The organism is Chimaeribacter sp. YP20170169 (assembly GCF_056739715.1).
In genome coordinates, this window is the sequence record NZ_CP176824.1 from 1,920,403 (window position 1) to 1,945,759 (window position 25,357).

Below are 25,357 nucleotides of genomic sequence, written 5' to 3' on the forward strand. Positions count from 1 at the left end.
GCGACGGGAGGAGTATGATGCCGGAAGTGATTCTGATCCTGCTGGAAGGTATGCCAATGCGTTTGGAAGTATTTTGTGAGGACCGCCTGGGTCTGGCCCGGGAACTGCTCGATCTGTTGGTGCTGCGCCGCATCGATTTGCAGGGCATCGAGATTGCGCCAATTGGCCGCATCTACCTCAATTTTGCCCAGCTTGATTTCGATACCTTCCGCGCCCTGATGGCCGAGATCCGCCGTATTGACGGCGTAACCGACGTGCGCACCGTGCCGTTTTTGCCCTCGGAGCGCGAGCACCGCGCCCTGCGCGCGCTGCTGGAGTCGATGCCGGAGCCGGTCTTCTCCATCGACATGCGCGGCAAGATGGAGCAGGCCAACCCGGCGGCGCAGGCGCTGTTCGGGCTGGATGAGGATAAAATCCGCAACCACACCGCCGCCAGCCTGATTGGCGGCTTCAACTTCACCCGCTGGCTGGAGCAGGAGCGGGTGCAGACCCAATCCGAGCGGGTAGTGATCCGCAATCAGGACTTCCTGCTGGAGATCACCCCGATCCACCTGGATGACGAAAACCGCGCCCCGGCGGCGGTCGGTGCGGTGGTGATGCTGAAATCCACCGCCCGCATGGGGCGGCAGTTGCAGAACCTGGCGGTCAATGATGACAGCGAGTTCAACCACATTGTGGCCGTCAGCCCGAAGATGCGGCAGGTGCTGGATCAGGCGCGCAAGCTGGCGATGCTCGACGCACCCTTGCTGATCATCGGCGACACCGGCACCGGCAAAGATCTGCTGGCGCGCGCCTGCCACCTGCGCAGCCCGCGCGGCAAGCAGCCGTTCCTTGGCCTCAACTGCGCCTCGTTGCCGGATGACGTGGTGGAGAGCGAGCTGTTTGGCTACGCCGCCGGTGCCTACCCGAACGCCCTGGAGGGCAAGAAGGGCTTCTTCGAGCAGGCCAACGGCGGCACCGTGCTGCTGGATGAGATTGGCGAGATGTCGCCACGGATGCAGATCAAGCTGCTGCGCTTCCTCAATGACGGCACGTTCCGCCGCGTCGGTGAGGAGCATGAGGTACACGTCGACGTGCGGGTGATCTGCGCCACGCAGAAAAACCTGCTGGAGCTGGTGCAGCGTGGCGAGTTCCGTGAGGATCTCTACTACCGCCTCAACGTGCTGACCCTCAACCTGCCGCCGCTGCGCGAGCGCCCGGCGGACATCATGCCGCTGACGGAGCTGTTCGTGGCGCGCTTTGCCGATGAGCAGGGGGTGGCGCGGCCGAAACTGGCAGCGGGGCTGGCCGCCTTCCTGACCCACTACGGCTGGCCGGGCAACGTGCGCCAGTTGAAGAACGCCATCTACCGCGCCCTGACCCAGCTGGAGGGGCATGAGCTGCGGCCGCAGGATATCGCGCTGCCGGAGTTTGACAGCGACCTGGCGATGAGCGAGGAGGCACTGGATGGCTCACTGGATGAGATCAGCAAGCGCTTTGAGCGTTCGGTACTGACGCGCCTCTACCGCTCCTACCCCAGTACCCGCAAGCTGGCGAAGCGGCTGGGGGTCTCCCATACCGCCATCGCCAACAAGTTGCGCGAGTATGGGCTGGGCAACAAACGCGGCGGTGACGCGGAAGAATAAAAAAAGAGAGGGCATATGCCCTCTCTTTTTTGTCAAAAACGGGCTTACTTCAGCGCGGCCAGCGCGGCGTCGTAGTCCGGTTCGGTCGTAATCTCATCCACCAGCTGGCTGTAGATCACTTTGTCCTGCTCATCCAGCACCACCACGGCACGGGCAGCCAGACCGGCCAGCGGGCCTTCGCTGATTTCCACGCCATAGGCCTGCTTGAAGTCACCGCCGCGCAGGGTGGAGAGGGTGACCACATTGCTCAGCCCCTCCGCGCCGCAGAAGCGTGACTGGGCAAACGGCAGATCCGAAGAGATGCAGAGCACCACGGTGTTGTCGAGGCCGCTGGCGAGCTGGTTGAACTTGCGCACGGACGCGGCGCAGACGCCGGTATCAATGCTGGGGAAAATGTTCAGCACCTTGCGCTTGCCGGCAAAGTTGCTCAGCGCCACATCAGACAGATCCTTCGCGACCAGCGTAAAGGCGTCCGCCTGCTCTCCAGACTGCGGCAGGGTGCCGGTAACGGGCACCGGGTTGCCCTGGAAGTGTACGGTTTGTGTCATGTTGCCATCCTTTTACAAGTGTTTAACACTGGCCCCCAATATAAGGGATCGCTCCAGGCTTGGGTATATAAAGTTTGCTAATACCTTGTCTGTGCGAAGGAATCGGCCATGCTTAAAAGAGCATTCAAAATGGAGCCGCTATGAGAACCCTGCGTTACTACCCGGAAGCCTGGCCGTTGCATTCGGCCTTTGTGATTGCCCGAGGCCGCCGCACTGACGCGCGTGTGGTGGTGGTGGAGATTGAGGAGCAGGGCTGGCGTGGGGTAGGTGAGTGCACGCCCTATCCGCGCTATGGCGAGAGCGAGGCATCGGTGATGGCGCAGCTGGCTGGCGCGGTGGCGGCGGTGGAGCGCGGCGCGGATCGCCAGCAATTGCAGCAACTGCTGCCGCCCGGCGCGGCGCGCAATGCGCTGGACTCGGCGCTCTGGAGCCTGGAGTGCGCGCGCAGCGGCGAGACCCTCTGGCAGCGCACCGGCATCGCCCCAGTGCCCGCCGTCAGCACCGCGCAGACCGTGGTGATTGGCTCACCGGAGGAGATGGCTGGCTCCGCCGCCGCCTTGCGCGACAACGGCGTGACCCTGCTCAAGATCAAGCTGGATGACCGGCTGATTGCCGAGCGGCTGGTGGCGATCCGCTCGGTGGTGCCGGAGGTGGCACTGATTGTCGATGCCAATGAGTCCTGGCAGGCCGAGGGGCTGGCGGCACGCTGCCAGCTGCTGGCGGATTTGGGCGTGTTGATGCTGGAGCAGCCGCTGCCGGCGAGCGAGGATGGCGCGCTGGCCAACTTCATTCATCCACTGCCAATCTGCGCCGATGAGAGTTGCCACACCGCCGCCGACCTGCCAGCGTTGGCGGGGCGCTACCAGATGGTCAACATCAAGCTCGACAAGGCGGGCGGGCTGACGGCGGCGCTGGAGCTGGCGCAGCAGGCACGCGCGCAGGGGCTGGAGCTGATGCTCGGCTGTATGCTCTGCACCTCACGCGCCATCCGTGCCGCCCTGCCGCTGGCACCCGGCGCGCGCTTCCTGGATCTTGACGGGCCGACCTGGCTGGAGACCGACGCGGAACCCCGGCTGGCGTTCCACCGCGGCGGCATCGACCTAACCCGCTAGTCGTGCTGCAACAGCCCCACCAACGCTGACAGGTAGCGCTCGCTCGCCTCATCGGCGGAGATGGGCGGCAACTCCAGCGTGATACAGGGCAGTTCGCGTTCAACACACCAACTGCCGAAGGAGCCGGGCGTCGCATAGCCGACGCTGGCGACCAGCGGCAGGTCAAACGCCTGCGCCAGCCAGCCGGCCAGCGCGGTGCTGTCCGGGTCTTCGACACAGGCCAGCGGCTCATGCAGCGACACCACCCAGCGCGGCGACAGCTGGGCAATCAGCGCGCAGAGCGCCTGTGTCTCTGGCTCAGAGCCGGGGGCATCACCGGGGGAGAGGCGCACGTCGCGCTCTGACGCATAACTGTTCCAGCGATAGTGGGTATCACCCGCCCGCCAGTTGTCGCTGGCGAAGTTGCGGTTGAGATCCACGCCATTCGCATTGGCGCGCAGCCCTAGCTGGCAGCCATCCGGGTTGGCCGCCAGAATGACATGGTGGCGCTGCTGGCCCGGCAGCAGGGCGCGCAGGGCGCAGGAGAGGGCGACCACGGCGGCCCCCTCATCGCCGTGGGTGCCAGCCAGAATCAGGCCGGTCTCGGGCGTCAAGTGGCTGGCGGGAAAGTAGAGCAGCGGCGCGCCGAGCACTGACCGGCCATACTCCACGCCTTTGTTTGGCATCGGGCCACGCTCGCTGCGCAATTTTAATAATGTCACCTGTGTCTCCTCTTAAAGGGCCTCCCTCTATTTACGCCTGTTCCCGAGAGGGAAACAGCCTTTTCTTGCAGCGCGGATGCCAGCCGGCTCGCAAAATTCATCACCCAATAGCGGAAGACACGGAATAGTCGGGAATTTCTGTTCAGTCGTCGCGGCGAGAGTGGTACAACTGGCAAAGGAGACATTTCACAAGCCGGAGTAACAAGGAATGGCAAAACGTAACATGATACTCGGCAGCGCCGCGCTGCTGGCAGTGGCCGGGCTGGCTGGCGCGGCGACGGTGCCGCCCGGTGCCGTGCTGGCGGAGAAGCAGGAGGTGGTGCGCCACATCAAGGATGAACCCGCCTCCCTCGACCCGATGAAAGCCGTTGGCCTGCCGGAGGCACAGGTGGCACGCGACCTGTTTGAGGGGCTGGTGAATCAGGACGCCGACGGCAAGGCCATTCCCGGCGTGGCGGAGAGCTGGCAGACGCAGGACAACCGTGAGTTCCTGTTCACCCTGCGCCGTGATGCGCGCTGGTCGAATGGCGATCCCGTCACCGCCCACGACTTTGTCTACAGCTGGCAGCGGCTGGTGGACCCCGCCACCCACGCCACGGGTGCGTGGTTTGCCGCGCTGGCGGGGCTGGAGAATGCCGATGCCATCACCGCTGGCAAACTGCCGCCGGCCCGGCTGGGCGTAACGGCGATGGATGACCACACCCTGCGCGTGCGCCTGAGCCGGCCGGTGCCCTATTTTGTCAACCTGCTGGCCAGCTTCAACCTCTTCCCGGTGCACAAGGCAACGGTGGAGAGGTATGGCGATGCGTGGACCAAGGTAGGTAATCTGGTCGGCAACGGCGCCTTCATGCTGCAACAGCGGGTGGTGAATGAGAAGCTGGTGCTGGTGCCCAACCCGCACTACTGGGACCACGCGCACACGGTGTTGACCAAGGTGACGCTGATGCCGATAAATCAGGAGTCCAGCGCCACCAAGCGCTATCTGGCGGGCAACATCGATATCACCGAGTCCTTCCCGAAAAACCTCTACCAGAAGCTGCTCAAGGAGATCCCCGGCCAGGTCTACACCCCAGACCAGCTCGGCACCTACTACTACGCCTTCAACACTCGGCGCGCGCCGACCAACGATGCGCGGGTGCGGCTGGCGCTCTCCTTTGCCATTGACCGCCGCATCATCGCGCAGAAGGTGCTCGGCACCGGTGAGAAACCGGCGTGGCACTTTACCCCGGATGTCACCGCGGGCTTCCGCGCCGAACCCGGCCCGCTGCAACAGATGAGCCAGCCAGAGTTGGATGCACAGGCGAAAACCCTGTTGGCAGCCGCTGGCTATGGCCCCGGACGGCCGCTGCATCTCACGCTGCTCTACAACAGTTCCGAGAATCACCAGAAGATCGCCATCGCGGTGGCCTCCATGTGGAAGAAGAAACTGGGGGTGGAGGTGAAGCTGGTCAATCAGGAGTGGAAAGCCTACATCGATAGCCGTAACAGCGGCGACTTTGACGTGGTGCGTGCCTCTTGGGTTGGCGACTACAACGAGGCCTCCACCTTCCTGTCGCTGCTGACCTCGAACCAGCCGGGCAACATTGCGCGCTTTAGCGATTCGGCCTATGACAAAGCTATCAGTCAGGCCGCCAACGAGACGGATTTGTCGGCGCGCAATCAGGCCTATAATCAGGCCGAACAGATCATCGCCACGCAGGCACCCATCGCGCCCATTTACCAGTACACCAATGGCCGGCTGATCAAGCCGTGGGTCAAGGGGTATCCCATCACCAACCCAGAGGATGTGGCCTACAGCCATACCCTCTACATCCTGAAGCATTGAGAAACCGGGGCCGCACGGCGGCCCCAGTGACATTCGCCACACCCGTTCACACTTCTCTGCGGGCGGTTGCGTTGCGTCTCAAAGACTTAACGCTAAAATAGAGGAAAAGGCCGGCGGCGCAGTGCCCGTCCGGCAGACACTATCTAGGTGAAATACGTGGACGTCATTAGCGGCAAACAACTTCAAATATCAGACGCAGTCTATGCTTACCAGCTGGACGGTAAGGGTGGGGCGATACCGATCGACCCGGAAAGCGCCATCACCAGCGACAAACCCTGCTGGATCCACCTTGATTACGCCTTGCCCGCCAGCGGCCAGTGGCTCAGCACCACGCCGCTGCTGCCGGACACGGTGCGCGACGCCCTCGGGGGCGAGAGTATGCGCCCGCGCGTGACGCGAATGGGTGACGGCACCCTGATCACCCTGCGCACCATCAATTTCAACCCCGACTCCCGGCCAGACCAGCTGGTAACCATCCGGGTCTATATCACCGACAAGCTGATCGTCACCACCCGTCACCGCAAGGTCTACTCGATTGACGATGTGCTGGATGACCTGAAAAAGGGCAGTGGCCCGGTCAACAGTGGCACCTGGTTGATTGAGCTGTGTGATGCACTGACAGCGCACGCCAGCGAGTTCATTGAGGATCTGCATGACAAGATCATCGACATGGAAGACGGGGTGCTGGACCAGCAGATCCCAGAGCGCGGGCAGATGGCGCTGCTGCGCAAACAGCTGATTGTGCTGCGCCGTTACATGGCGCCCCAGCGCGATGTCTTCACCCGGCTCGCCAGTGAGCGCCTGCCGTGGATGAGTGAGGATGACCGCCGCCGGATGCAGGAGATCGCCGATCGCCTTGGGCGCGGCCTTGACGACCTGGATGCCAGCGTGGCGCGCACGGCGGTGCTGACCGATGAGATTGCCAACCTGATGGCGGATGCGATGAACCGCCGTACCTACACCATGTCGCTGCTGGCAATGATCTTCCTACCGACCACCTTCCTGACCGGGCTGTTTGGCGTCAACCTCGGCGGCATTCCCGGCGGCAACTCGCCCTACGGTTTCGCCACCTTCTGCCTGCTGTTAGTGCTGCTGGTAGGGGGCGTGGCGTGGTGGCTGAAGCGCAGCAAGTGGCTATAACCAGACAATCGGCCCCAATATTGAGCGAAATCAAAATGACGGCCTGCGGAATCAGGCACTATCTCTCTCGCAGGTGAATGCAACGCCAAGCGATGGGCGTTGCGCTCCATATTGTCTTATTTCTTACTTTAGAATTACTGCATAGCACATTTAATTCGTACCAGCCGGTCTCTGACCGGCTTTTTTTTTGCCTCTTATCTGGTAAGCAGGCATAAAAAAGGCGCACCGCAGTGCGCCTTTTCCCACCCTCAGCGGGTTATTTTATTTCCAGCACGTTGAGGCGCTCAGCCATCACTGGCTCCTCCTCATCGCCCTGCCAACCCACCGGCTGGGCCGGCAGATCTTCACGGTCGAAGGCCAGATCGCCGCCGTCAATCACCGCGCTACCGTGGCGGATGCTACGGAAATCAAACAGGGTATGGTCGGCCAGGTGCGACGGCACCACATTCTGCATGGCACTGAACATGGTTTCCACGCGGCCAGGGTATTTCTTGTCCCAGTCACGCAGCATCTCTTTGATCACTGCGCGTTGCAGGTTAGGCTGCGAGCCGCACAGGTTGCACGGGATGATCGGGAAGGCGCGGGCCTCCGCGAAACGCTCAATGTCCTTCTCGCGGCAGTAGGCCAGCGGGCGGATCACCACATGCTTGCCATCGTCGCTCATCAGTTTTGGTGGCATTCCTTTCAGCTTGCCGCCGTAGAACATGTTGAGGAACAGGGTCTGCACCATGTCATCACGGTGGTGGCCCAGCGCGATCTTGGTACAGCCTAGCTCGGTGGCGGTGCGGTAAAGGATGCCGCGACGCAGGCGCGAGCAGAGCGAGCAGGTGGTCTTGCCTTCCGGGATCTTCTCTTTGACGATGCCGTAGGTGTTCTCTTCCACAATCTTGTACTCGACGCCCAACTGCTCCAGATAGGCGGGCAGCACATGCTCCGGGAAGCCCGGCTGTTTCTGGTCGAGGTTGACCGCCACCAGCGAGAAGTTCACTGGCGCGCTCTGTTGCAGGTTCATCAGGATTTCCAGCAGGGTGTAGCTGTCTTTGCCGCCGGAGAGGCACACCATGATGCGGTCACCCTCTTCAATCATATTGAAGTCGGCGATGGCCTGGCCCACGTTGCGGCGCAGGCGTTTCTGCAACTTGTTCAGGTTGTACTGTTCTTTTTGATTAACCACGTGTTTCTCTTGCATAGTTGTCACGCTCAGCCGCCACAATGCGGGCCAGTGAGCCGGGAGAGTCTGAAAGTGTCTAATGCGCTGTATGGTACGGATTGCCACGGCGAATGCCAGCGCGTTTTTGCTCTGGCAGGGAGGAAAATGGGCGATTGCGCCGGTCATTCCACTATTAATTACAACATACTATAAATTGAATGGCTTTGTCATGGTGCCCGGTTCAGGGAAAGGAGACCCCATAACGTAGCAGTACAGGCGAAAAGGGCGCTCAAAGATGGGGCTGTCGAACAGATACACCCCGGCGGGCAGGCCAATGGGATAATCGAAAAAGGGCGACGGGGAAAAAAGTCCGGCGAAAGGATCAGGTTTCGCCGGCAGAAAAACAGTCAGTATTTAACTGAAAAACAGTGGATGCTAATTACTTAGCTCAGGAACTATATAAAAGCGGACAATTACCGCAACTAAAATAAATGCCTGCACTGGCGTCCGGCTTAGTCGGCGGAAATAAAATGTTACCACAAGCCGCGCGTGACGCCGCTTCCAGGGCGACACCCTGAAAATAGCTGGCAATGCTTTTCGGACATTCCTCACACCAGATTCCGCATCGGCTAAGCGCTTGATCTTGGATGGGTAGCTCGCCTGTCTGGCGGGTAGGGTGTTGGTGGGTTGTCAATGGACGCAACTATTTTTAAGAGCAGGGAGAATTGATTATTCTTTTTTATCGCTGTTTGCATATTTACTCCTGCCGTAAAGGGCGCTAAAAATAGCGCTGGCGTATCCCTGTCATGCCGTCGGGTCGCCGCCCATTCCTTTACCCCGATGCAGGAGCAGGCCAATGAAATTCGCCGCCGGTCTATTATTCGCAGGCACTTTACTCGCACTGACTGGATGCAGCAGTCATGAAGATGATATGCAGTATGCCGATGAGCCGGCGCAGCAGGGCACCAGCGCCCACCTTAACCGGGCAAACCCGGCCTCGCTGAACTGTGGCCGGGTGGGAGGCCAACTGACGCTGGCGCGCCAGTTAGATGGCAGTACCATCGGCATGTGCCAACTGCCGAACGGCAAGCAGTGCGAAGAGTGGGCGTTGATGCGCGGCGGCTGCCCGGCTAATTAAGGCTCCTTGGTCAGCAGATTGGGGCAGGGCTGGCCGCTCGCGAGCTGCGCCACGTTTTGCAATGTGGTCTCCGCGATGCTGGTCAGCGCCTCCTCGGTCAGGAACGCCTGATGGCCGGTAAACAGCACATTATGGCAGGCGGAGAGACGGCGGAAGACGTCGTCCTGAATCACGTCATTGGACTTGTCCTCGAAAAACAGATCGCGCTCATTCTCATACACATCCATTCCCAGCGCGCCAATCTTCTGCTGCTTGAGCGCCTCAATGGCGGCGGTGGAGTCAATCAGCCCGCCGCGGCTGGTATTGATGATCATCACGCCGTTTTTCATCTTGCGGAAGGCGCTGGCATTCAGCAGGTGGTGGTTCTCCGGCGTCATTGGGCAGTGCAGGGTGATAACGTCCGACTGGGCGTAGAGCGTATCGAGATCGACATACTCCGCGCCAATCTCCAGCGCCTGCGGCGTCGGGTAGGGATCATAGGCCAGGAGCTTCATGCCGAACCCCTTCAGGATACGCATGGTTGCCAGCCCAATCTTGCCCGTGCCAATAACGCCCGCAGTGCGGTTGTGCATATTGAAACCGATCAGCCCATCCAGCGCGAAATTGGCATCACGGGTGCGCTGGTAGGCACGGTGGATGCGGCGGTTGAGGGTCATCATCAGCCCGACGGCGTGCTCTGCCACCGCCTCCGGGGAGTAGGCTGGCACCCGCACCACCTGGATGCCCAACTCGCGGGCGGCATCAAGATCAACGTTATTGAAGCCAGCACAGCGCAACGCCAGCACCTTCACCCCCTGGGATGCCAAATCCTCCAGCACCTCGCGGCTGGCGTCATCATTGACGAAAATACAAACCGCCTCACAGCCCACGGCGTTCTTGGCCGTCACCGGCGTCAGCAGAAAGTCAAAAAATGCCAGTTCAAAGTGGAAGCGCTGGTTCACCAGCTCCATATATTTGCGGTCGTAGTGTTTGGTACTGTAGATCGCCATCTTCATCGCTGCTCTCCTACCGTAAGCCAATAATAAAAGTCTATTGTGAAACTACCAGATGCGGCCGGTTGCCACCATCGGTTGCTGCCTTTTCGGCATCGCCGCCGTACGCTGGCAGAGGAATGGTGTTAAGTATGGTATCTTGCAGCGTTTTTGGGGAAAAACAGGACAGGTGATGGGAAAAGGATGGAGGGCGCTGGCATTGGGTGTGGCTGGGCTGGCAGTGGCGGGCGCGGCGGGTTGGATGACCCTGCCTCAGTGGCTGCCGCGCGTGGCACAGAACTGGCTGCCGGCTGGCACGCAACTGGTGTTTGACGCCCCGCTGGGCCTTGGCCGGCACGGATTGCGGCTCCCAGCCGCCCGTTTCATGGCGCAGGGCTGCACACTGGCCTCCCTCTCTGGCTTGCGCGTACGCCATCAGGTGCAGCGCTGGATCATCACGGCGCGGCAACTGACCCTCGACAACGCTTGCTTCAGCCGCCTGCCAGCCAGCGACGGGCAGGGCGAACCCTTCTCGTTGGCGGCCTGGCAGCAACGCCTGCCAGCGCTGGAGCTGGCGATTGACCGCTTCTCCCTGATCCCCTGGCAACCCTACGCCGGTCGTTTGACCTTCAGCAGTGACGCGCGCGGCCAGCACCTGCACTTCCGGGCCGGTAACCGGCTGGCGCTGGCAGCCGATCTACAGGGGCCGCGCCTGACCCTCTCCCAGTTCGCCGTGACCCTGGCTGGCATGGCGGAACCCCTCGCCCTGACAGGCAGTGTCACGTTGCCGGTTGCCTTTGACCGCCTGCCGCAACAGGGGCAAATCACCGCGCGGCTGAAGGTCGCGCAGGTGCCTACGCCGCTCAGCGCCCGGCTGGCGTGGCAGGATGAGCAGGGAACACTACAGGTCACGGCCAGTGACGACCAGCCACCGCTGCTGGCACTGCCGTGGCAACTCTCCGCCCGTCGCCTGACCGTTGAAGGGGGCAGCTGGCGCTGGCCCTACGCCGCCCAGCCGCTACAGGGTGGGCTGAGTTTTGTCCTCTCAGGGTGGGATATCGCTACGCTGCGTACTGATTTTGCAGGGCGGCTGAACATGGTGACCGCTGGCCACAATGGCCGCGCCAATGTGGTGCTCTCGGCCGGGCCGGGCACGTTAGGGCTGGCGGAGAGCGATCTGCACCTGCAACTCACCGGGCAGGCCAATGCCGCACAGCTTTCGGCGGCGGTCTCCATTCCGGCCGACCTCAGCGGCTCGGTGCTCAGCCCGTCGCTGGCGTTGCGCAGTGGGGCGCTGGCCCGCGCGTGGGGTAATCTCTCGGCGCAGCAACTGCTGGAGGAGGCCCGTTGGCCGCTGGCGGGCGTGACACTGTCACTGGCAGGCGTCAGTGGCCCGCTGCAGGCGATTGTGCGGCTACGCGATCGCTACTGGGGCGCGGTGAAGTTGCATCTGGACGGTAAGGCGCAGCACTTCTGGCCCGACAACGGCCGCTGGCAGTTCAACTTCTGGGGTAATGGCACCCTGCCGCCGTTGCAAGCGCGCTGGGACATGCGCGGTAAAGGGCGCTGGGAGGAGCAGCGTCTGGGCATCCATACCCTCTCCACCGGCTTTAACCAGCTGCACTACGGGCTGATGACGCTGCACGCGCCGCGCCTGACGTTGGCGGAACCGCTAGTGTGGCAGCGCCCGGCCGACGCCTTGAGTGGGCGGCTGGCGCTCGCCACCGGCCAGATCCAGCTGGGCAGCGGTGGTTTCTTGCCGCCAGCTACGCTGGATCTGACGTTGAAGGGGCATTCGCCGCAGGCGTTTCTTTGGCAGGGCGCGCTGGCGGCTGACCCGATTGGCCCGATACGGTTGCGCGGCCGTTGGGATGGCGAGCGGTTGCGCGGCGAAGGGTGGTGGCCGGAGCAACCAATGACCGCCTTCCAGTCGCTGCTCGATCCGGCGCTGAAAATTGTGCTGCGTGAGGGGCGGTTCCGCGCCCAGACCGCCTTCTCCGCCGCGCGCGGTCAGGGGCTGGTGGCTGGCGGCCACTGGGCGGTAGAACAGGGCGGTGCCTGGCTGAAGGATGGGCAGGTCAGCGATGTCGATTTTGTCCTGCCTTACCGGCTGGAGAACCACCGCTGGCAGTTTGGCGCGCAGCAGCCGGTGAGCCTGCACATTGGTCGGCTCGACAATCTGGTGACAGTGCGCGATATCCATGCCGAGCTACAGGGCAACTACCCCTACAGCGAGCATCTGCCGCTGACCCTGCGTAACGTCAGCATGGCGCTGCTGGGCGGCCAGGTCAGCCTGTCGGCTCTGCGCCTGCCACAGCACCAGCCAGCGATACTCACGCTGGAGCAGATTGATTTGAGCGAACTGTTTACCGCGCTGAAACCCAAGCAGTTCGCCATGTCCGGCAAGGTGGATGGCGAACTGCCGCTCTACCTGGAGGATCCGCGCTGGCTGGTGCACGGCGGCTGGGTACGCAACCATGGCCTGCTGACCCTGCGGCTGGCTCCCGAGATGGCGCGGGCGCTGGCCAGCGGCAACTTCACCAACCGGCTGGTGGTGGACTGGTTACGCTATTTGGAGATCAGCCGCACCTCGGCTGACGTCAGCTTGGACAATCTTGGCCTACTGACGCTGGCGGCCCGCATCGACGGCACCAGCCCCAGTGAAACGCAGCGGCGCAACATCATCCTGAACTACCACCATCAGGAGAATATCTTCCAGCTGTGGCGCAGCCTGCGCTTCGGCGACAATTTACAGGAGTGGCTCTCCGAACGGCTCTCCCAACCTGCGAGGACGCAACCATGATCACCCTGACCGGGCGTTTGCTGCCCCTGCTGTTGCTGGCCGGCTGTGTGCCGCGCATTGAACTGGCGACGCCGGCCCAACCGATCACCATCAACATGAATGTAAAAATCGAACATGAGATCCATATCCAGCTCGACAAGGATGTGGAGAATTTGCTGAAGAGCCAGAGCGATCTCTTTTAAGGAGCGGGGATGAGAACGTTTTTAATGGCGCTGTGCCTGCTGTGCAGCGGCGCGGCCCACGCCCTGACGCTGGATGAAGCGCGGACGCAGGGGCGGCTGGGTGAGACGTTGGGCGGTTATGTGGCCGCCGTGGCACCAGACGCAGAGGCGGAGGCGCTGGCGGCGCAGATTAACGCGGCGCGCCGTGAGCGCTACCGGCAACTGGCGGCGCGCAATCAGGCATCACTGGAGAGCGTCGCGGGGCTGGCCGGGCAGAAACTGGTGGAGCGCGCGCCCGCTGGCCAGTATGTGCGCGGCCTCAATGGCCTGTGGCTGAAGAAATAAAAAAGCGCGCCCTTGGGCGCGCTCTGCATCACGAAGCCGTAAATCAGGCGGAGATCAGCTGGGCAATCTCGCCCTTGGCTGCTTCCTGGGATTTGCTGGCGACTTCCGGGCCGTAACCCATGCCTTCTGCAAACACGTACTCGATATCGGTGATGCCGATGAAGCCGAGGAACAGGCTCAGGTAAGGCTTGAGCAGGTCAGCCGGGGTATCTTTGTGCATACCGCCACGGGTGGTCAGGATCACCGCGCGCTTGCCTTTCACCAGACCTTCTGGGCCATTTTCGGTGTAACGGAAGGTGACGCCAGCACGGGCAATCAGGTCAAAGTAGTTTTTCAGCTGGGTCGGGATATTGAAATTGTACATCGGCGCCGCCATAACCACGATGTCATGGGCCTGCAACTCTTCAATCAGTTTGTTGGAGAGAGCCAGTGCCTCCTCCTGACGCGGGGAGAGCGGGGCGTCAGATGGACGCAGCGCACCCACCAGTTCGCCATCCAGTACCGGAATCGGCTCTGCTGCCAGGTCACGCACGGTGATTTCGTCACCCGCATGGGCCGCTTTCCACTCTTCGACAAAGAAGTCAGCCAGCTGATTTGATTGGGAGTAGGTCGCCAGGATGCTTGATTTCAGTACCAGAACTTTGCTCATTGTCTCTTCCTTCGTTTGTCAGGTCAGGGCAGCGCGCCCTTTGATGGTTCACACTGTAGGGGCAAACGCTCATCAGTAAAAGCGCAATATTTCGAGATCTATGTTCGATTTTATTGAACAAGCGCCCGCCCGCGTGAAGGGTGCCAGAGATCCGCCGCCCTGTGCTACCATAGGGTCAGCATGGCCCGTAAGGCTAACTTCTTCAGAATCAAGCGCCTGTCTGGCGCTTGCCAGCAACAAGGAACACCATGGTGAAATCTCCGCTCGCGGCACTGGCCCAGCAACTGCCGGACCTGATGCTCCGTGACCAACAACGCCTGCAGCGCCGCCTGCACGGTGCCCGCGGCGTCAACAACCCGCAGGCGCTGGAGGCCATCGCCGCTGAAATCGGCCAGGACATCGAGGCCGCGCGCCAGCGCGTCAGCCAGCGGGAAGCGGCGCGCCCGGCCATCACCTACCCGGACAACCTGCCGGTCAGCCAGAAGAAACAGGCCATTCTGGAGGCGGTGCGTGACCATCAGGTGGTGATTGTCGCCGGTGAGACCGGCTCCGGCAAAACCACCCAGCTGCCGAAGATCTGCCTGGAGCTGGGGCGCGGCATCAAGGGGCTGATTGGCCACACCCAGCCACGTCGGCTGGCGGCGCGTACCGTCGCCAGCCGCATCGCCGATGAGCTGGAGACCAGCCTCGGCGGGGCGATCGGCTACAAGGTGCGCTTCAACGATCAGGTCAGCGACACCACGCAGGTGAAGCTGATGACCGACGGCATCCTGCTGGCCGAGATCCAGCAGGACCGGATGCTGATGCAGTATGACACCCTGATCATCGATGAGGCGCACGAACGCAGCCTGAACATCGACTTCATTTTGGGCTATTTGCGCCAGTTGCTGCCGAAGCGCCCGGATCTGAAGGTGATCATCACCTCGGCGACCATCGACCCGCAGCGCTTCTCACGCCATTTCAACAATGCGCCGATCATTGAGGTCTCTGGCCGCACCTATCCGGTGGAGGTGCGCTACCGCCCGGTGGTGGATGACGCCGATGACAGCGAACGCGACCAGTTACAGGCGATCTTTGATGCGGTGGATGAGCTGGGCCGCGAGGGGCCGGGCGATATTTTGATCTTCATGAGCGGCGAGCGCGAAATCCGTGACACGGCGGACGCCCTCAACCGCCTCAATTTGCCGCACACCGAGATTTTGCCGCTCTACGCGCGCCTCTCCAACAGTGAGCAGAACCGGGTGTTCCAGTCCCACGCCGGCCGCCGCATCGTGCTGGCGACCAACGTGGCGGAGACCTCGCTCACCGTGCCGGGCATCAAGTATGTGATTGACCCCGGCACCGCGCGCATCAGCCGCTACAGCTACCGCACCAAGGTGCAGCGACTGCCGATCGAGCCGGTCTCGCAGGCATCGGCCAACCAGCGCAAGGGGCGCTGTGGCCGTGTCTCCGAGGGCATCTGTATCCGGCTGTATGATGAGCAGGATTTCCTGTCGCGCCCGGCCTTTACCGACCCGGAGATTCTGCGTACCAACCTGGCCTCGGTGATTTTGCAGATGACCTCGCTGGGGCTGGGCGACATCGCCGCCTTCCCCTTTGTCGAGGCCCCGGACAAGCGCAACATCCAGGATGGCGTACGCCTGCTGGAGGAGCTGGGTGCCATCAGCACCAAGGAGAATGGCCACTACCAGCTGACGCCGCTCGGCCGCCAGCTGGCGCAACTGCCCATCGACCCGCGGCTGGCGCGCATGGTGCTGGAGGCGCAGAAAAATGGCTGCGTGCGTGAGGTGATGATCATTACCTCGGCGCTGTCGATCCAGGATCCGCGCGAACGCCCGCTCGACAAACAGCAGGCTTCCGATGAGAAGCACCGCCGCTTTGCGGACAAAGAGTCGGACTTCCTGGCCTTCGTCAACCTGTGGGACTACCTCAAGGAGCAGCAGAAGGCGCTCTCCTCATCGCAATTCCGCAAGCTGTGCCGCAGCGACTACCTCAACTACCTGCGGGTGCGCGAGTGGCAGGACATCTACACCCAGTTGCGCCAGGTGGTGAAGGAGCTGGGGCTGCCGGTGAACAGTGTACCGGCGGAGTACCGCGAGGTGCACTGCGCGCTGCTGACCGGCCTGCTCTCGCACATCGGCCAGAAGGACGCCGACAAACAGGAGTTCACCGGCGCGCGCAACGCCCGCTTTGTGGTCTTCCCCGGTTCGGGCCTGTTCAAGAAGCCGCCGAAGTGGGTGATGGTGGCGGAGCTGGTGGAAACCAGCCGACTGTGGGGGCGCATCGCCGCGCGTATCGATCCCGAGTGGATTGAGCCGCTGGCCCAGCACCTGATCAAGCGCAGCTACAGCGACCCGCACTGGGAGAAGGGGCAGGGCGCGGTGATGGCGAGCGAGAAGGTGACGCTGTTCGGTTTGCCGATTGTCGCGGCACGGCCGGTCAACTACAGCAAGATTGACCCGGCGCTCAGTCGCGAGCTATTCATCCGCCATGCGCTGGTGGAGGGGGATTGGCAGACCCGCCACGCCTTCTTCCGCGCCAACCTGAAGTTGCTGGCAGAGGTGGAGGAGCTGGAGCACAAATCCCGCCGCCGCGACATCCTGGTGGATGATGAGACGCTGTTCAACTTCTATGACCAGCGTATCAGCCATGAGGTGGTGTCAGCGCGCCACTTTGACAGCTGGTGGAAAAAGCAGCCAGCGGACAGCCTCAACTTTGAGAAAGAGATGCTGATCAAGGAGGGCGCGGCGAGCATCAGCGCGCTCGACTACCCTAACTTCTGGCATCAGGGCAACCTCAAGCTGCGCCTCAGCTACCAGTTTGAGCCGGGTGCGGATGCGGATGGCGTGACGGTGCATATCCCGCTGCCGCTGCTGAATCAGGTGGAGGAGACCGGCTTTGAGTGGCAGATTCCGGGCGTGCGCCGCGAGCTGGTGATCGCGCTGATCAAGTCGCTGCCGAAACCGGTGCGCCGCAACTTCGTGCCTGCGCCTAACTATGCCGAGGCGGTACTGGGGCGTGTGACGCCTCTGGCCATGCCGCTGCTGGATGCGCTGGAGAAAGAGCTGCGCAAAATGACCGGCGTGACGGTGTCACGCGAGGCATGGCAGTGGGATCAGGTGCCCGATCACCTGAAAATCACCTTCCGGGTGGTGGATGAGAAGAACCGCACGCTGCGCGAGGGCAAAGACCTGACGGCGCTGAAGCAGCAGCTGAAAGAGAAGGTGCAGGAGACGCTCTCCGCGGTAGCGGATGACGGCATCGAGCAGAGCGGCCTGCACATCTGGAGCTTTGGCGCGCTGCCAGAGCGCTATGAGCAGAAGCGCGGCGGCTATCAGGTCAAGGCGTTCCCGGCGCTGGTGGATGAGAAAGAGAGCATCGGCATCCGGCTGTTTGACAGCGAGCAGGAGCAGCAGCAGGCAATGTGGGAGGGCACCCGCCGCCTGTTACTGCTCAACATCCCTTCGCCGATCAAATACCTGCATGAGAAGCTGCCGAACAAGGCCAAGCTGGGGCTCTATTTCAACCCCTACGGCAAGGTACTGGATCTGATCGATGACTGCATCGCCTGTGGCGTGGACAAGCTGATCGCGGACTTTGGCGGCCCGGCTTGGGATGAGGCCAGCTTCACCCGGCTGCATGAGTGGGTGCGCGCGCACCTCAATGAAACGGTGGTAGAGATCGCCAAGCAGGTGGAGCAGATCCTGACGGCGGTATTCAACATCAACAAACGCCTGAAGGGGCGGGTGGACATGTCGATGGCGCTGGCGCTGTCAGACATCAAGAGCCAGATGTCCGGGCTGGTCTACCGAGGTTTCGTGACCCGTAACGGCTGGAAAAAGTTGCTGGACACGCTGCGCTATCTGAACGCCATTGAGCGGCGCATGGAGAAGCTGGCGATCGATCCCCACCGCGATCGTGCGCAGATGCTGAAGGTGGAGCAGGTGCAGCAAGCGTGGCAGCAGTGGGTCAACAAATTGCCGCCAGCGCGGGTCAATGACCCGGACGTGCGCGAGATCCGCTGGATGATTGAGGAGCTGCGCGTCAGTTACTTCGCGCAGCAGCTGGGTACGCCTTACCCGATCTCGGACAAGCGGATCCTACAGGCTATGGAGCAGGTGGCGTAAAGCCCGCATTGGGGGCCAGCGCCGCCAATCGCGCCCGGATGGTGGTGACCGCCAGGGCGCGGTTGTCAGCGCGGTAGCGATCGGCGGCCGAAGGGGCGGAGCTTTGCACCGCCACCAGCGACCAGCTGGCGTCCCCCTGTTTCAGCAGCAGCGGCGAGCCGCTGTCGCCGGGCAGGGTGTCACACTGGTGCGAGAGCACGCCGCTCTGAGCCCAGCCGGTGACCAGACAGTTACGGTGGCTGTAGAGCGTATCCAAATGATCCTCCGGGTAGCCCGCCTGCGTCACCTGACGGCCAGCCGCTTTCAGCGCGGCGGTCAATTCCGCCTCGCTGCCTTGCCACAAAGGCAACGGCTTCAACGGCACGGAGACGCTCTCTGGCAGCCGGATCAACGCAAAATCCCACGAGGCCGCCTTGGGTGGCACAATCCAGCCTTCGCCATCGGCTTTTAATCGCTTGCCCAGCTGTTTGTCGACCAGCGTCTCCAATTTGGTGTACTCATAGCGCCATTTGCCGTTGCGGCTAATAAAACGGAGCGCCACTGCCTTGTCGATCACGCCCGGCGGGGCCAGCACGCAGTGACCAGCCGTCAATGCCAGATGGGGGGAGATCAGGGTCGCGCTGCACAGGTTGCCGCTCAACGTCTCCACCTGACCAATCGCCTGCCACGGCCAGCTGGCAGGGCGGGGTGGGCGGGTGCGGTCATCATGCCCGAAGAACAGCTGCGTTTTTTCACTTGCCGAGGAATCGGCGTGCGCCAGTGGCGCAGATAACCCCAACCAACAGACGATGACTAACGACTTGCGCATAAGGATCTGGCCTTGAAAAAGGAATTTTTTAACATTTTTATAAAATAACTATAGCGGCATTCAGCCTGAGTATGAATTGGCGGCGGTTGATTTTGCGGGAAATTTTACCGGCTGGCTCACAAATAACAGTAGGCGGCAATCAGGCCACAGAGGATCAGGGCGGCCAGGATGATCTCGAACAAGTAACGGCGCAGCATATCTCGCGAACCTTTTCACGCCTATGGCAGGTCTGAAGATAGTAAGGGCAGGGCAAAACAGCGTCCGTGAGTGATTGGTGTCGGCGTGTAACTGAATGTACAGGCAGGAAAAACCGAGGTTATCATCTCCTTATCATTAATAGTTACAACATACTTATTGTTTAATTATCGACAACATAAGCCACATAAAAAGGGCCAGCAAGCTGACCCCTCATCAACTACAAATAACGGCTTTCCAGATGTTGACGGAAGTAAGCCGGATTCAACGGCTCACCGGTGGCATTGGTAATCAGTGCCGCCGTCGGGAAACGGCTGCCATGCTGCCAGATATTCTGACGCAGCCACTCAAACAGCGCACTCAGATCGCCCTCGGCAATGTCACGTTGCAGGGTTGGAATGGCACGGTTGGCCGTCTGGAACAGTTGCGCGGCATACATCGCCCCAAGGGTATAGGTCGGGAAGTAGCCAAATGCACCATCAGTCCAGTGGATGTCCTGCATACAACCATTGCGGTAGTTGCCACGGGTATCCAGCCCCAGATAGGCCTGCATCTTCTCATCCCACAGGGCAGGGATGTCATCCACCTCAATCTCGCCCTCGACCAACGCCTTCTCAATCTCATAGCGCAGGATGACATGCGCCGGGTAGCTCACCTCATCGGCATCCACCCGGATCAACCCCGGCTGCACGCGCTGGTTAAGGCGCACGAAGTTCTCCACTTCCAGTGCCGGCTGGTTGCCAAACATGGTGGTCGCCAGCGGCTGCAACACCTTCAGGAAGGGTTCGCTACGGGAGAGCTGCATCTCGAACAGCAGGCTCTGGGATTCATGCACCGCCGTTGAGCGGGCGAGGGCGACCGGCTGGCCCAGCCACTCGCGCGGCAGGTTCTGCTCGTAACGCGCATGGCCAGTCTCGTGGATCACACCCATCATTGCGCTCAGGAACTCCTGCTCATTGTAGCGGGTGGTGATACGCACATCTTCCGGCACGCCGCCGCAGAACGGGTGGGCGCTGACATCCAAACGGCCGCCGTCAAAGTTGAAGCCCAGCAACGACATCACCTGCAACCCAAGCTGGCGCTGCTTCTCGAGGTCAAACGGGCCGGTCGGCGTCAGGCAGGTTTCCGCTTGCTGCTTCGCCACCACTTTTTGCAGCAGGTCGGGCAGCCACTGCTTCAGATCGCCAAACAGGCCGTCGAGCTGGACGCTGGTCATGCCCGGCTCGAACACCGCCAGCAGCGCGTCGTAACGGCTGGTGCCGCCCGCCTGCGCACGAATCTCCGCTTCTTCGCGGGTCAGCCTGACCACCTCTTTCAGGTTGGCGGCAAACCCCTGCCAGTCATTGGCCGGGCGTTGGCTGCGCCAGGCGTGCTCGCAGCGCGCCCCCGCTAGCGATTTGGCCTCAACCAGCGAGGCTGGCAGCAGCACCGCATTCTGGTAGGCGACCTGCATTTCGCGCAGGTTGGCCTGCTCCACATCGTTCAGCGTCTCCTGTTGCGCCTGTGCCAGCCACTGGCCCACCTCCGGTGCGGTCAGGATACCGTGGCACAGCACGCTCATCTCAGCCAGCGCCTCGGAGCGGGCTTGGTTGCCCTGCGGCGGCATCATGGTCTGCATATCCCAGCCCGCGATGGCGGACAGGTGGCCGAAACGCGACAGCCGGCTAAAGGTACGGTGCAAATGCTGGTAAGCAGAGGTCATGTCACTCTCCATAGTTAGTCAAAAAGGGCCGGGCGCTCACTGCGCGCCAGCCGTCATCAGGGGAAGGGCCGGCTTGATGGGCCAGCAGAAGCGGAAACTGGCACCGCCCAGCGGGCTGGTTTCCACCAGCACCCGGCCCTGAAAGGCCTGCGCAATGGAAAACACAATCGCCAGCCCAAGGCCGCAGCCGCCGGTGGCGCGATCGCGGCTGGGGTCGAGGCGCACGAACGGCTCGAAAATGCGCTGACGCTCCTCCAGCGGAATGCCGGGGCCGTCATCCTCCACCTGCAAACAGGCCTCATCGCCGTTCATCCACAGCGCGATGCGCAGGCGCTGGTTGGCATAACGCAGCGCGTTGTTCACCAGATTGTCCAGCACGCGCTCCATCAGCCGCTGGTCAATCGCGCCATAGTCGCCCTGATGGGGAATATCCAGCGTCACCTCCCGCAGGGGGTTCACCAACTGGATATCCTCCACCTTGTCCGCCAGCCAGGCGGGTAGGTCGACGGCGTCGAGCTTCAGCGCCACCTGTGGCCGGTCGAGGCGGGCATAGGTCAGCAGTTCATCAATCAGCGACTCCAACTGGCCGATGTCGCGGTTCAGCGCCAGCTGCTCGCTCTCCTCCAGGTTCTCGCTCATCGCCAGCCGGTAGCGCAAGCGCACCAGCGGCGTGCGCAGTTCATGGGCGATGCCGTCAATCAGCTGTTTCTTGCTGGCGATCAGCGTGCTGATGTTATCGGCCATCTGGTTAAAGGCGACGCCCAGCCGGTTCAGGCTGGAGGTGGCGTCAAAATGGGTGCGCTCACTCAGGTGGCCGGCCCCGAGCCGCTGCGCCGCCTTCTCCAGCTGCATCAGGTCGCGCCAGTGCGGCCGCATCCAGAGAAACACCGGCAACGCCAGCGACAAACCGATAAACAGCAGCAGCGCCAGATCCAGCAGCCGCATCTCATGCAGGTAGAAGAGATAGGGGATCGGCCCGACGACCAGCACATAGTGGCTGCGCGGCACCCGCTGCATAAAGGTGTACTCATCATCCAGCGCCACAATCTCCCCCAGCCGTAGTCGGCGGTCGAGATCTTCCCCTAGCTTGCGCTTACCCAGTGGCTCAATGTGCAGCTTGAAGGAGAGGTTCAGGTCGAGGGTATTGATGGTTTTGTTCCAGTCGCGCAACGGGATTTCGCGTAGCTCGCTGCGCATCAGGTAGAGCGAGCTTTTCATCAGGTCATCCATCGACTGGCGGCCAGCGCGCTCTGCCGTGACTTTGTAGACCAGCCCCACCAGCATCGCCATCACCAGGAAGCAGACGAACAGCAGCAAGAAAAACTGGATAAAGAGCTTTCTCATTGCTGCGCCGTCTCCCAGGCGTTGGGGGCGAACAGGTAACCCTTGTTGCGTACGGTCTTGATGCGGAACGGGTCGAGCGCATTGTCATACAGCTTGCGCCGCAGGCGCGAGATGGCCACGTCAATGCTGCGATCCATGCCGTCATAGCTGACGCCGCGCAGCGTCTTCAATAGCGCCTCGCGATCCATAATCTGCCCGGCATGGGTGGCCAGTTCCCACAGCAGGTCAAAATCCGAGGTGGAGAGCGGGATATCCTCCGCGCCGAGCGTCACCTGGCGGTTGGCCGGGTCAATGCACAGCAGGCCGAAGTGCAGCGCATTGCGGGTCAGCAGCATGGGCGACTCCTCGCGTGCCGGTTGCTGGCTGTGCTGGCGCAGGTGCAGCCGCAAGCGGGCCAGCAGCACCGCCGGGGGCGTGGTCTTGAGGATATAGTCATTGGCGCCCATCTCCAGCGACAGGATATGGTTCATGTCGCTGTCGAGCGAGGTGAGCAGCACAATCGGGCCGGGATAGGTGGGGCGCAGGTCACGGCACAGCGTCATGCCATCCTTGCCGGGCAGCATGATGTCCAGCAGCACCAGATCGGGCTTTTCATGTGCGATCACCGCCTGGGCGGTATCCCCGCGCGGCTCAACTACCACCTCAAAGTCATGTTTACTCAAGTAGGCCGCGATCAGTTTGCCGACGTCCTGGTCATCTTCGACGTATACAATTTTATTCATGGTGTCATGGAAAGGGGGAAGCCCGGAATCATGGCCCCAGCATAGCGCGAGCCACCGGGGTATGCCATGCGTCAATGGTAATAGGGTATGAGTGGTTTAGGTTCTATTTCCAGTGCCAACATATAGTGCCAATGAATCATTACAGTTAATCCAATTTATTGCGCTGATTGTTGCTGGCAAAAAACCGCGTAATTATGCCATTATAAGCGCCATAGCGTATGAAACGTCTTTTCAATAAACCATTTCAGAATGCCAAAACGGGCCAGGAGAGGAACAGGGGATGACGACCGATCGCCTTGCACCCGATGCGCGCAGTGAAAGAGTCTGCTTCAACTATATGGAGTATCTCTCTGCGTCATGCAAGAAACAGTGGCGTTTCGTGGATGCGATTTATGGCGTGATGCCGATCTTCGGTCTGGTACTGAAATCCAAAACGCCCAATGCCCAGTCGCGGCAGGAGCAACTCAAGGAGCTGGCGCTGCAAGTGGTCTCCACGCAGGTGAGCGACGAGGTCAATATCGCGCGGCTGATCCTGCTGGCTAAACAGCAGGGCCTGGTGCTGATCGATATCTGCCTGCCTTACGCGCTGACGCCAGAACAGCTGGCGGTGGTACGTGAGGAGTGCGAGCAGGATGTGGGCTTCGAGCAGCATGGCGAGTGCCTGACGGTGAGCCTCAACGCCGCCACCCACTAGCCAGAGCCGATAAAAAAGGCCGTATCGTGAGATACGGCCTTTTTTGTTGGCGTCGATGACGCGATCAGTGCGCCATAAACCAGCCAGCCGGCACGCTTGCCAGCAGCAGCAGGGCGACGGCGGAGAGTTCCAGCCGGTTCAGTGCGGTACGGTTCGGCTGTTCGCGGCGGGCATAGAGGAACACCAGCAGGCCCGGCGCGTAGAGCAGCACCGACAGCAGCAAGTGCACCAGCCCGGAGGCGTAGAGCATCCACAGCCCATACAGGCAGGCACCGCTGGCCGCCAGGGTCAGGCCCCATGCGCGTTGCTGGCGCGCCAGCTTGAACAGGAAGGCACCGACCAGGAAGTAGGGCACCAGAATCATCTCGGAGGCGATGGTCAGCAGGTTGTTATAGTCGCTGCCGGTCAGCCAGATCAGCACCAGCGCCAGCTGCACCGAGCCATTGGTGATCCAGAGCGAGGGCGCGGGCGCGTCATACTGGTTCTGGCCGTGGAAGATGCGCGGGAATGCCCCTTGCGCCGCGGCTAGCAACGGCACTTCGGCGGCCATGATGGTCCAGCTCAGGTAGGCGCCGCAAACGGAGATGATAAGCCCAGCCGCAATGATCCAGCGGCCCGTCGGTCCCATCAAATCCACCATCAGGCCAGCCATCGAAGGGTTGCGCATCTCCGCCAGCTCCGCGCGCGGCAGCACGCCGAGGGAGAGCAGGGTAATCAGCAGGTAGACGCCCAGCGCGCTCAGCACCGCCAGCATGGTGGCGCGGCCAACATCACGCTTGTTCTTCGCGCGGGCGGAGACCACCACCGCCCCCTCAACGCCAATAAACACCCACAGGGTAAACAGCATGGTGTCCTTCACCTGCTCCCACACCGGCCTGCCCAGCGCCAGCCCTGTGAAGTCCAGCTTAAAGGTCTCCAGCTTAAAGGCGAGGGCTGCCAGCACCACAAACAGCCCGAGCGGCAGTAGCTTCGCCAGCGTGGCGGCCATATTGATGCCCGCCGCGGTCTGGACGCCGCGCAGTACCAGCGCATGTACGCCCCACAGCAGCAGCGATTCGCCAATCAGCGCCTGCCAGGTGTTGCCATCGCCAAAGATGACGTGCCCCGGGGAGTCAGTGAAGAAGCTGATCGCCGCAAACACGATCACCAGATAGGAGACGTTGGCGATCACCGCGCAGAGCCAGTAACCCCAGGCGGAGCAGAAGCCGACCAGCTCGCCGAAGCCCTCTTTGGCATAGGTGAAGATGCCGCCATCCAGATCTGGCCTCAATCTTGAGATCAGCAGCATGGCGAATGCGAGAAACAGAATGCCGACGCCCGTGATGCCCCAGCCCACCAGCAGCGCGGCGGGGCTGGCCACGGCGGCCATGTTTTGTGGCAGGCTGAAGACACCCGCGCCCAGCATGGAGCTGAGCACCAGCGCGGTCAGTGCGGTTAACCCTAATTTTTTTTCCAATGTCCTATTCCAATGCAGAATATATGACCAAGTGTTTAATCATCGCCAGCATAAATACTTATGCCTGCGGACTTATCTCGGGGGATTGCCCTGAAAAAGTGGGGCGATTCTACGGAGTGACGGCGGGTGATGCAATGACTG

At 61.7% G+C, this 25,357-nt stretch carries 21 protein-coding genes; 10 read left to right on the top strand and 11 right to left on the bottom strand.

The features are described from left to right. The first annotated feature begins 56 nt into the window (after nt 1-56). A complete protein-coding gene (tyrR, locus tag ACK3SD_RS08550) occupies nt 57-1,625 on the top strand; it encodes a transcriptional regulator TyrR (protein ID WP_137764954.1) in 1,569 nt (522 codons plus the stop codon). Nucleotides 1,626-1,669: 44 nt separating this feature from the next. On the opposite strand, the gene tpx is transcribed toward tyrR, so the two are convergent. Further along, nucleotides 1,670-2,173, bottom strand: coding sequence for a thiol peroxidase (gene tpx / locus ACK3SD_RS08555; protein WP_137763147.1), 504 nt, complete (start codon nt 2,171-2,173; stop codon nt 1,670-1,672). Nucleotides 2,174-2,313: 140 nt separating this feature from the next. Here tpx and ycjG point away from each other — a divergent pair, with 140 nt between their 5' ends. Next, nucleotides 2,314-3,285 carry an L-Ala-D/L-Glu epimerase gene (gene ycjG / locus ACK3SD_RS08560; protein WP_481127457.1) on the top strand — a complete coding sequence of 324 codons (972 nt, stop codon included), beginning with the start codon at nt 2,314-2,316 and terminating at the stop codon, nt 3,283-3,285. On the opposite strand, the gene mpaA is transcribed toward ycjG, so the two are convergent. Beyond that, nucleotides 3,282-3,986: a murein tripeptide amidase MpaA gene (mpaA, locus tag ACK3SD_RS08565; protein ID WP_481127458.1), complete on the bottom strand. Its 705-nt coding sequence runs from the start codon at nt 3,984-3,986 to the stop codon at nt 3,282-3,284. The two genes, ycjG and mpaA, sit on opposite strands and share 4 nt — an antisense overlap. A gap of 208 nt (nt 3,987-4,194) precedes the next feature. On the opposite strand from mpaA, the gene ACK3SD_RS08570 reads away from it, so the two are divergent. Both ACK3SD_RS08570 and zntB read left to right on the top strand, forming a co-directional pair. Then, nucleotides 4,195-5,811, top strand: coding sequence for a peptide ABC transporter substrate-binding protein (locus ACK3SD_RS08570; RefSeq protein ID WP_481127459.1), 1,617 nt, complete (start codon nt 4,195-4,197; stop codon nt 5,809-5,811). Nucleotides 5,812-5,967: 156 nt separating this feature from the next. Beyond that, complete coding sequence (gene zntB, locus ACK3SD_RS08575; RefSeq protein WP_481127460.1) at nt 5,968-6,951, top strand: zinc transporter ZntB; 984 nt, start codon at nt 5,968-5,970, stop codon at nt 6,949-6,951. Between the two features lie 256 nt (nt 6,952-7,207). On the opposite strand, the gene ttcA is transcribed toward zntB, so the two are convergent. Next, nucleotides 7,208-8,140, bottom strand: a complete 933-nt coding sequence (gene ttcA, locus ACK3SD_RS08580) for a tRNA 2-thiocytidine(32) synthetase TtcA (RefSeq protein ID WP_481127461.1) — start codon at nt 8,138-8,140, stop codon at nt 7,208-7,210. Nucleotides 8,141-8,957: 817 nt separating this feature from the next. On the opposite strand from ttcA, the gene ACK3SD_RS08585 reads away from it, so the two are divergent. Further along, nucleotides 8,958-9,239, top strand: coding sequence for a putative hemolysin (locus ACK3SD_RS08585; protein ID WP_137763154.1), 282 nt, complete (start codon nt 8,958-8,960; stop codon nt 9,237-9,239). On the opposite strand, the gene ACK3SD_RS08590 is transcribed toward ACK3SD_RS08585, so the two are convergent. Beyond that, nucleotides 9,236-10,234, bottom strand: a complete 999-nt coding sequence (locus ACK3SD_RS08590; protein WP_481127462.1) for a 2-hydroxyacid dehydrogenase — start codon at nt 10,232-10,234, stop codon at nt 9,236-9,238. The genes ACK3SD_RS08585 and ACK3SD_RS08590 overlap by 4 nt on opposite strands. Before the next feature lie 169 nt (nt 10,235-10,403). On the opposite strand from ACK3SD_RS08590, the gene ACK3SD_RS08595 reads away from it, so the two are divergent. From ACK3SD_RS08595 to ACK3SD_RS08605, 3 genes are read left to right on the top strand one after another with little or no spacing between them, the layout of a single operon-like run. After that, the gene (locus tag ACK3SD_RS08595; RefSeq protein WP_481127463.1) at nt 10,404-13,013 is read left to right on the top strand and encodes a YdbH family protein; all 2,610 of its coding nucleotides are present in this window, start codon (nt 10,404-10,406) and stop codon (nt 13,011-13,013) included. Continuing rightward, the gene (locus ACK3SD_RS08600; RefSeq protein WP_137763157.1) at nt 13,010-13,195 is read left to right on the top strand and encodes a YnbE family lipoprotein; all 186 of its coding nucleotides are present in this window, start codon (nt 13,010-13,012) and stop codon (nt 13,193-13,195) included. Before ACK3SD_RS08595 ends, ACK3SD_RS08600 begins: the two co-directional genes overlap by 4 nt. 9 nt (nt 13,196-13,204) lie before the next feature. After that, nucleotides 13,205-13,519 (top strand): YdbL family probable chaperone protein, encoded by a 315-nt coding sequence (locus ACK3SD_RS08605; RefSeq protein WP_481127464.1) that lies wholly within the window; start codon nt 13,205-13,207, stop codon nt 13,517-13,519. A 43-nt stretch (nt 13,520-13,562) separates the two neighbouring features. Here ACK3SD_RS08605 and ACK3SD_RS08610 read toward each other — a convergent pair whose 3' ends face one another. Further along, nucleotides 13,563-14,168, bottom strand: coding sequence for an FMN-dependent NADH-azoreductase (locus tag ACK3SD_RS08610; protein WP_137763159.1), 606 nt, complete (start codon nt 14,166-14,168; stop codon nt 13,563-13,565). A gap of 251 nt (nt 14,169-14,419) precedes the next feature. Between ACK3SD_RS08610 and hrpA the strand changes: the two genes are divergently transcribed. Beyond that, on the top strand, nt 14,420-18,295 hold the full coding sequence (gene hrpA / locus ACK3SD_RS08615) for an ATP-dependent RNA helicase HrpA (RefSeq protein WP_481127522.1): 3,876 nt from the start codon (nt 14,420-14,422) through the stop codon (nt 18,293-18,295). Here the strand turns inward: hrpA and ACK3SD_RS08620 are convergent. From ACK3SD_RS08620 to rstA, 5 genes are all read right to left on the bottom strand, one after another. Next, nucleotides 18,276-19,103, bottom strand: a complete 828-nt coding sequence (locus ACK3SD_RS08620) for a trypsin-like serine peptidase (RefSeq protein WP_481127465.1) — start codon at nt 19,101-19,103, stop codon at nt 18,276-18,278. The genes hrpA and ACK3SD_RS08620 overlap by 20 nt on opposite strands. 116 nt (nt 19,104-19,219) lie before the next feature. Next, a complete protein-coding gene (ydgU, locus tag ACK3SD_RS08625; protein ID WP_481127523.1) occupies nt 19,220-19,300 on the bottom strand; it encodes a small membrane protein YdgU in 81 nt (26 codons plus the stop codon). 218 nt (nt 19,301-19,518) lie between these two features. Beyond that, on the bottom strand, nt 19,519-21,000 hold the full coding sequence (locus ACK3SD_RS08630; RefSeq protein WP_481127466.1) for a carboxypeptidase M32: 1,482 nt from the start codon (nt 20,998-21,000) through the stop codon (nt 19,519-19,521). 36 nt (nt 21,001-21,036) lie between these two features. Beyond that, on the bottom strand, nt 21,037-22,344 hold the full coding sequence (gene rstB / locus ACK3SD_RS08635; RefSeq protein ID WP_481127467.1) for a two-component system sensor histidine kinase RstB: 1,308 nt from the start codon (nt 22,342-22,344) through the stop codon (nt 21,037-21,039). Beyond that, entirely contained in the window at nt 22,341-23,066 is a 726-nt protein-coding gene (rstA, locus tag ACK3SD_RS08640; protein WP_481127468.1) for a two-component system response regulator RstA, read from the bottom strand. The genes rstB and rstA overlap by 4 nt, the downstream gene beginning before the upstream one ends. 280 nt (nt 23,067-23,346) lie before the next feature. Here rstA and ACK3SD_RS08645 point away from each other — a divergent pair, with 280 nt between their 5' ends. Next, nucleotides 23,347-23,760 (top strand): hypothetical protein, encoded by a 414-nt coding sequence (locus ACK3SD_RS08645; protein ID WP_481127469.1) that lies wholly within the window; start codon nt 23,347-23,349, stop codon nt 23,758-23,760. A gap of 64 nt (nt 23,761-23,824) precedes the next feature. Here ACK3SD_RS08645 and ACK3SD_RS08650 read toward each other — a convergent pair whose 3' ends face one another. Continuing rightward, nucleotides 23,825-25,216 (bottom strand): amino acid permease, encoded by a 1,392-nt coding sequence (locus tag ACK3SD_RS08650; protein WP_481127470.1) that lies wholly within the window; start codon nt 25,214-25,216, stop codon nt 23,825-23,827. Between the last annotated feature and the right edge of the window lie 141 nt (nt 25,217-25,357).

Bases quoted from the DNA above. Each gene is read 5' to 3' on its own strand.
- ACK3SD_RS08600 (WP_137763157.1), top strand. From the start codon at position 13,010: ATGATCACCCTGACCGGGCGTTTGCTGCCCCTGCTGTTGCTGGCCGGC.
- tyrR (WP_137764954.1), top strand. From the start codon at position 57: ATGCGTTTGGAAGTATTTTGTGAGGACCGCCTGGGTCTGGCCCGGGAA.
- rstB (WP_481127467.1), bottom strand. From the start codon at position 22,344: ATGAGAAAGCTCTTTATCCAGTTTTTCTTGCTGCTGTTCGTCTGCTTC.
- ycjG (WP_481127457.1), top strand. From the start codon at position 2,314: ATGAGAACCCTGCGTTACTACCCGGAAGCCTGGCCGTTGCATTCGGCC.
- ACK3SD_RS08585 (WP_137763154.1), top strand. From the start codon at position 8,958: ATGAAATTCGCCGCCGGTCTATTATTCGCAGGCACTTTACTCGCACTG.
- ACK3SD_RS08630 (WP_481127466.1), bottom strand. From the start codon at position 21,000: ATGACCTCTGCTTACCAGCATTTGCACCGTACCTTTAGCCGGCTGTCG.
- ACK3SD_RS08595 (WP_481127463.1), top strand. From the start codon at position 10,404: ATGGGAAAAGGATGGAGGGCGCTGGCATTGGGTGTGGCTGGGCTGGCA.
- ACK3SD_RS08620 (WP_481127465.1), bottom strand. From the start codon at position 19,103: ATGCGCAAGTCGTTAGTCATCGTCTGTTGGTTGGGGTTATCTGCGCCA.
- rstA (WP_481127468.1), bottom strand. From the start codon at position 23,066: ATGAATAAAATTGTATACGTCGAAGATGACCAGGACGTCGGCAAACTG.
- tpx (WP_137763147.1), bottom strand. From the start codon at position 2,173: ATGACACAAACCGTACACTTCCAGGGCAACCCGGTGCCCGTTACCGGC.
- ACK3SD_RS08570 (WP_481127459.1), top strand. From the start codon at position 4,195: ATGGCAAAACGTAACATGATACTCGGCAGCGCCGCGCTGCTGGCAGTG.
- ACK3SD_RS08590 (WP_481127462.1), bottom strand. From the start codon at position 10,234: ATGAAGATGGCGATCTACAGTACCAAACACTACGACCGCAAATATATG.
- ACK3SD_RS08645 (WP_481127469.1), top strand. From the start codon at position 23,347: ATGACGACCGATCGCCTTGCACCCGATGCGCGCAGTGAAAGAGTCTGC.
- ydgU (WP_481127523.1), bottom strand. From the start codon at position 19,300: ATGCTGCGCCGTTACTTGTTCGAGATCATCCTGGCCGCCCTGATCCTC.
- ttcA (WP_481127461.1), bottom strand. From the start codon at position 8,140: ATGCAAGAGAAACACGTGGTTAATCAAAAAGAACAGTACAACCTGAAC.
- ACK3SD_RS08605 (WP_481127464.1), top strand. From the start codon at position 13,205: ATGAGAACGTTTTTAATGGCGCTGTGCCTGCTGTGCAGCGGCGCGGCC.
- ACK3SD_RS08610 (WP_137763159.1), bottom strand. From the start codon at position 14,168: ATGAGCAAAGTTCTGGTACTGAAATCAAGCATCCTGGCGACCTACTCC.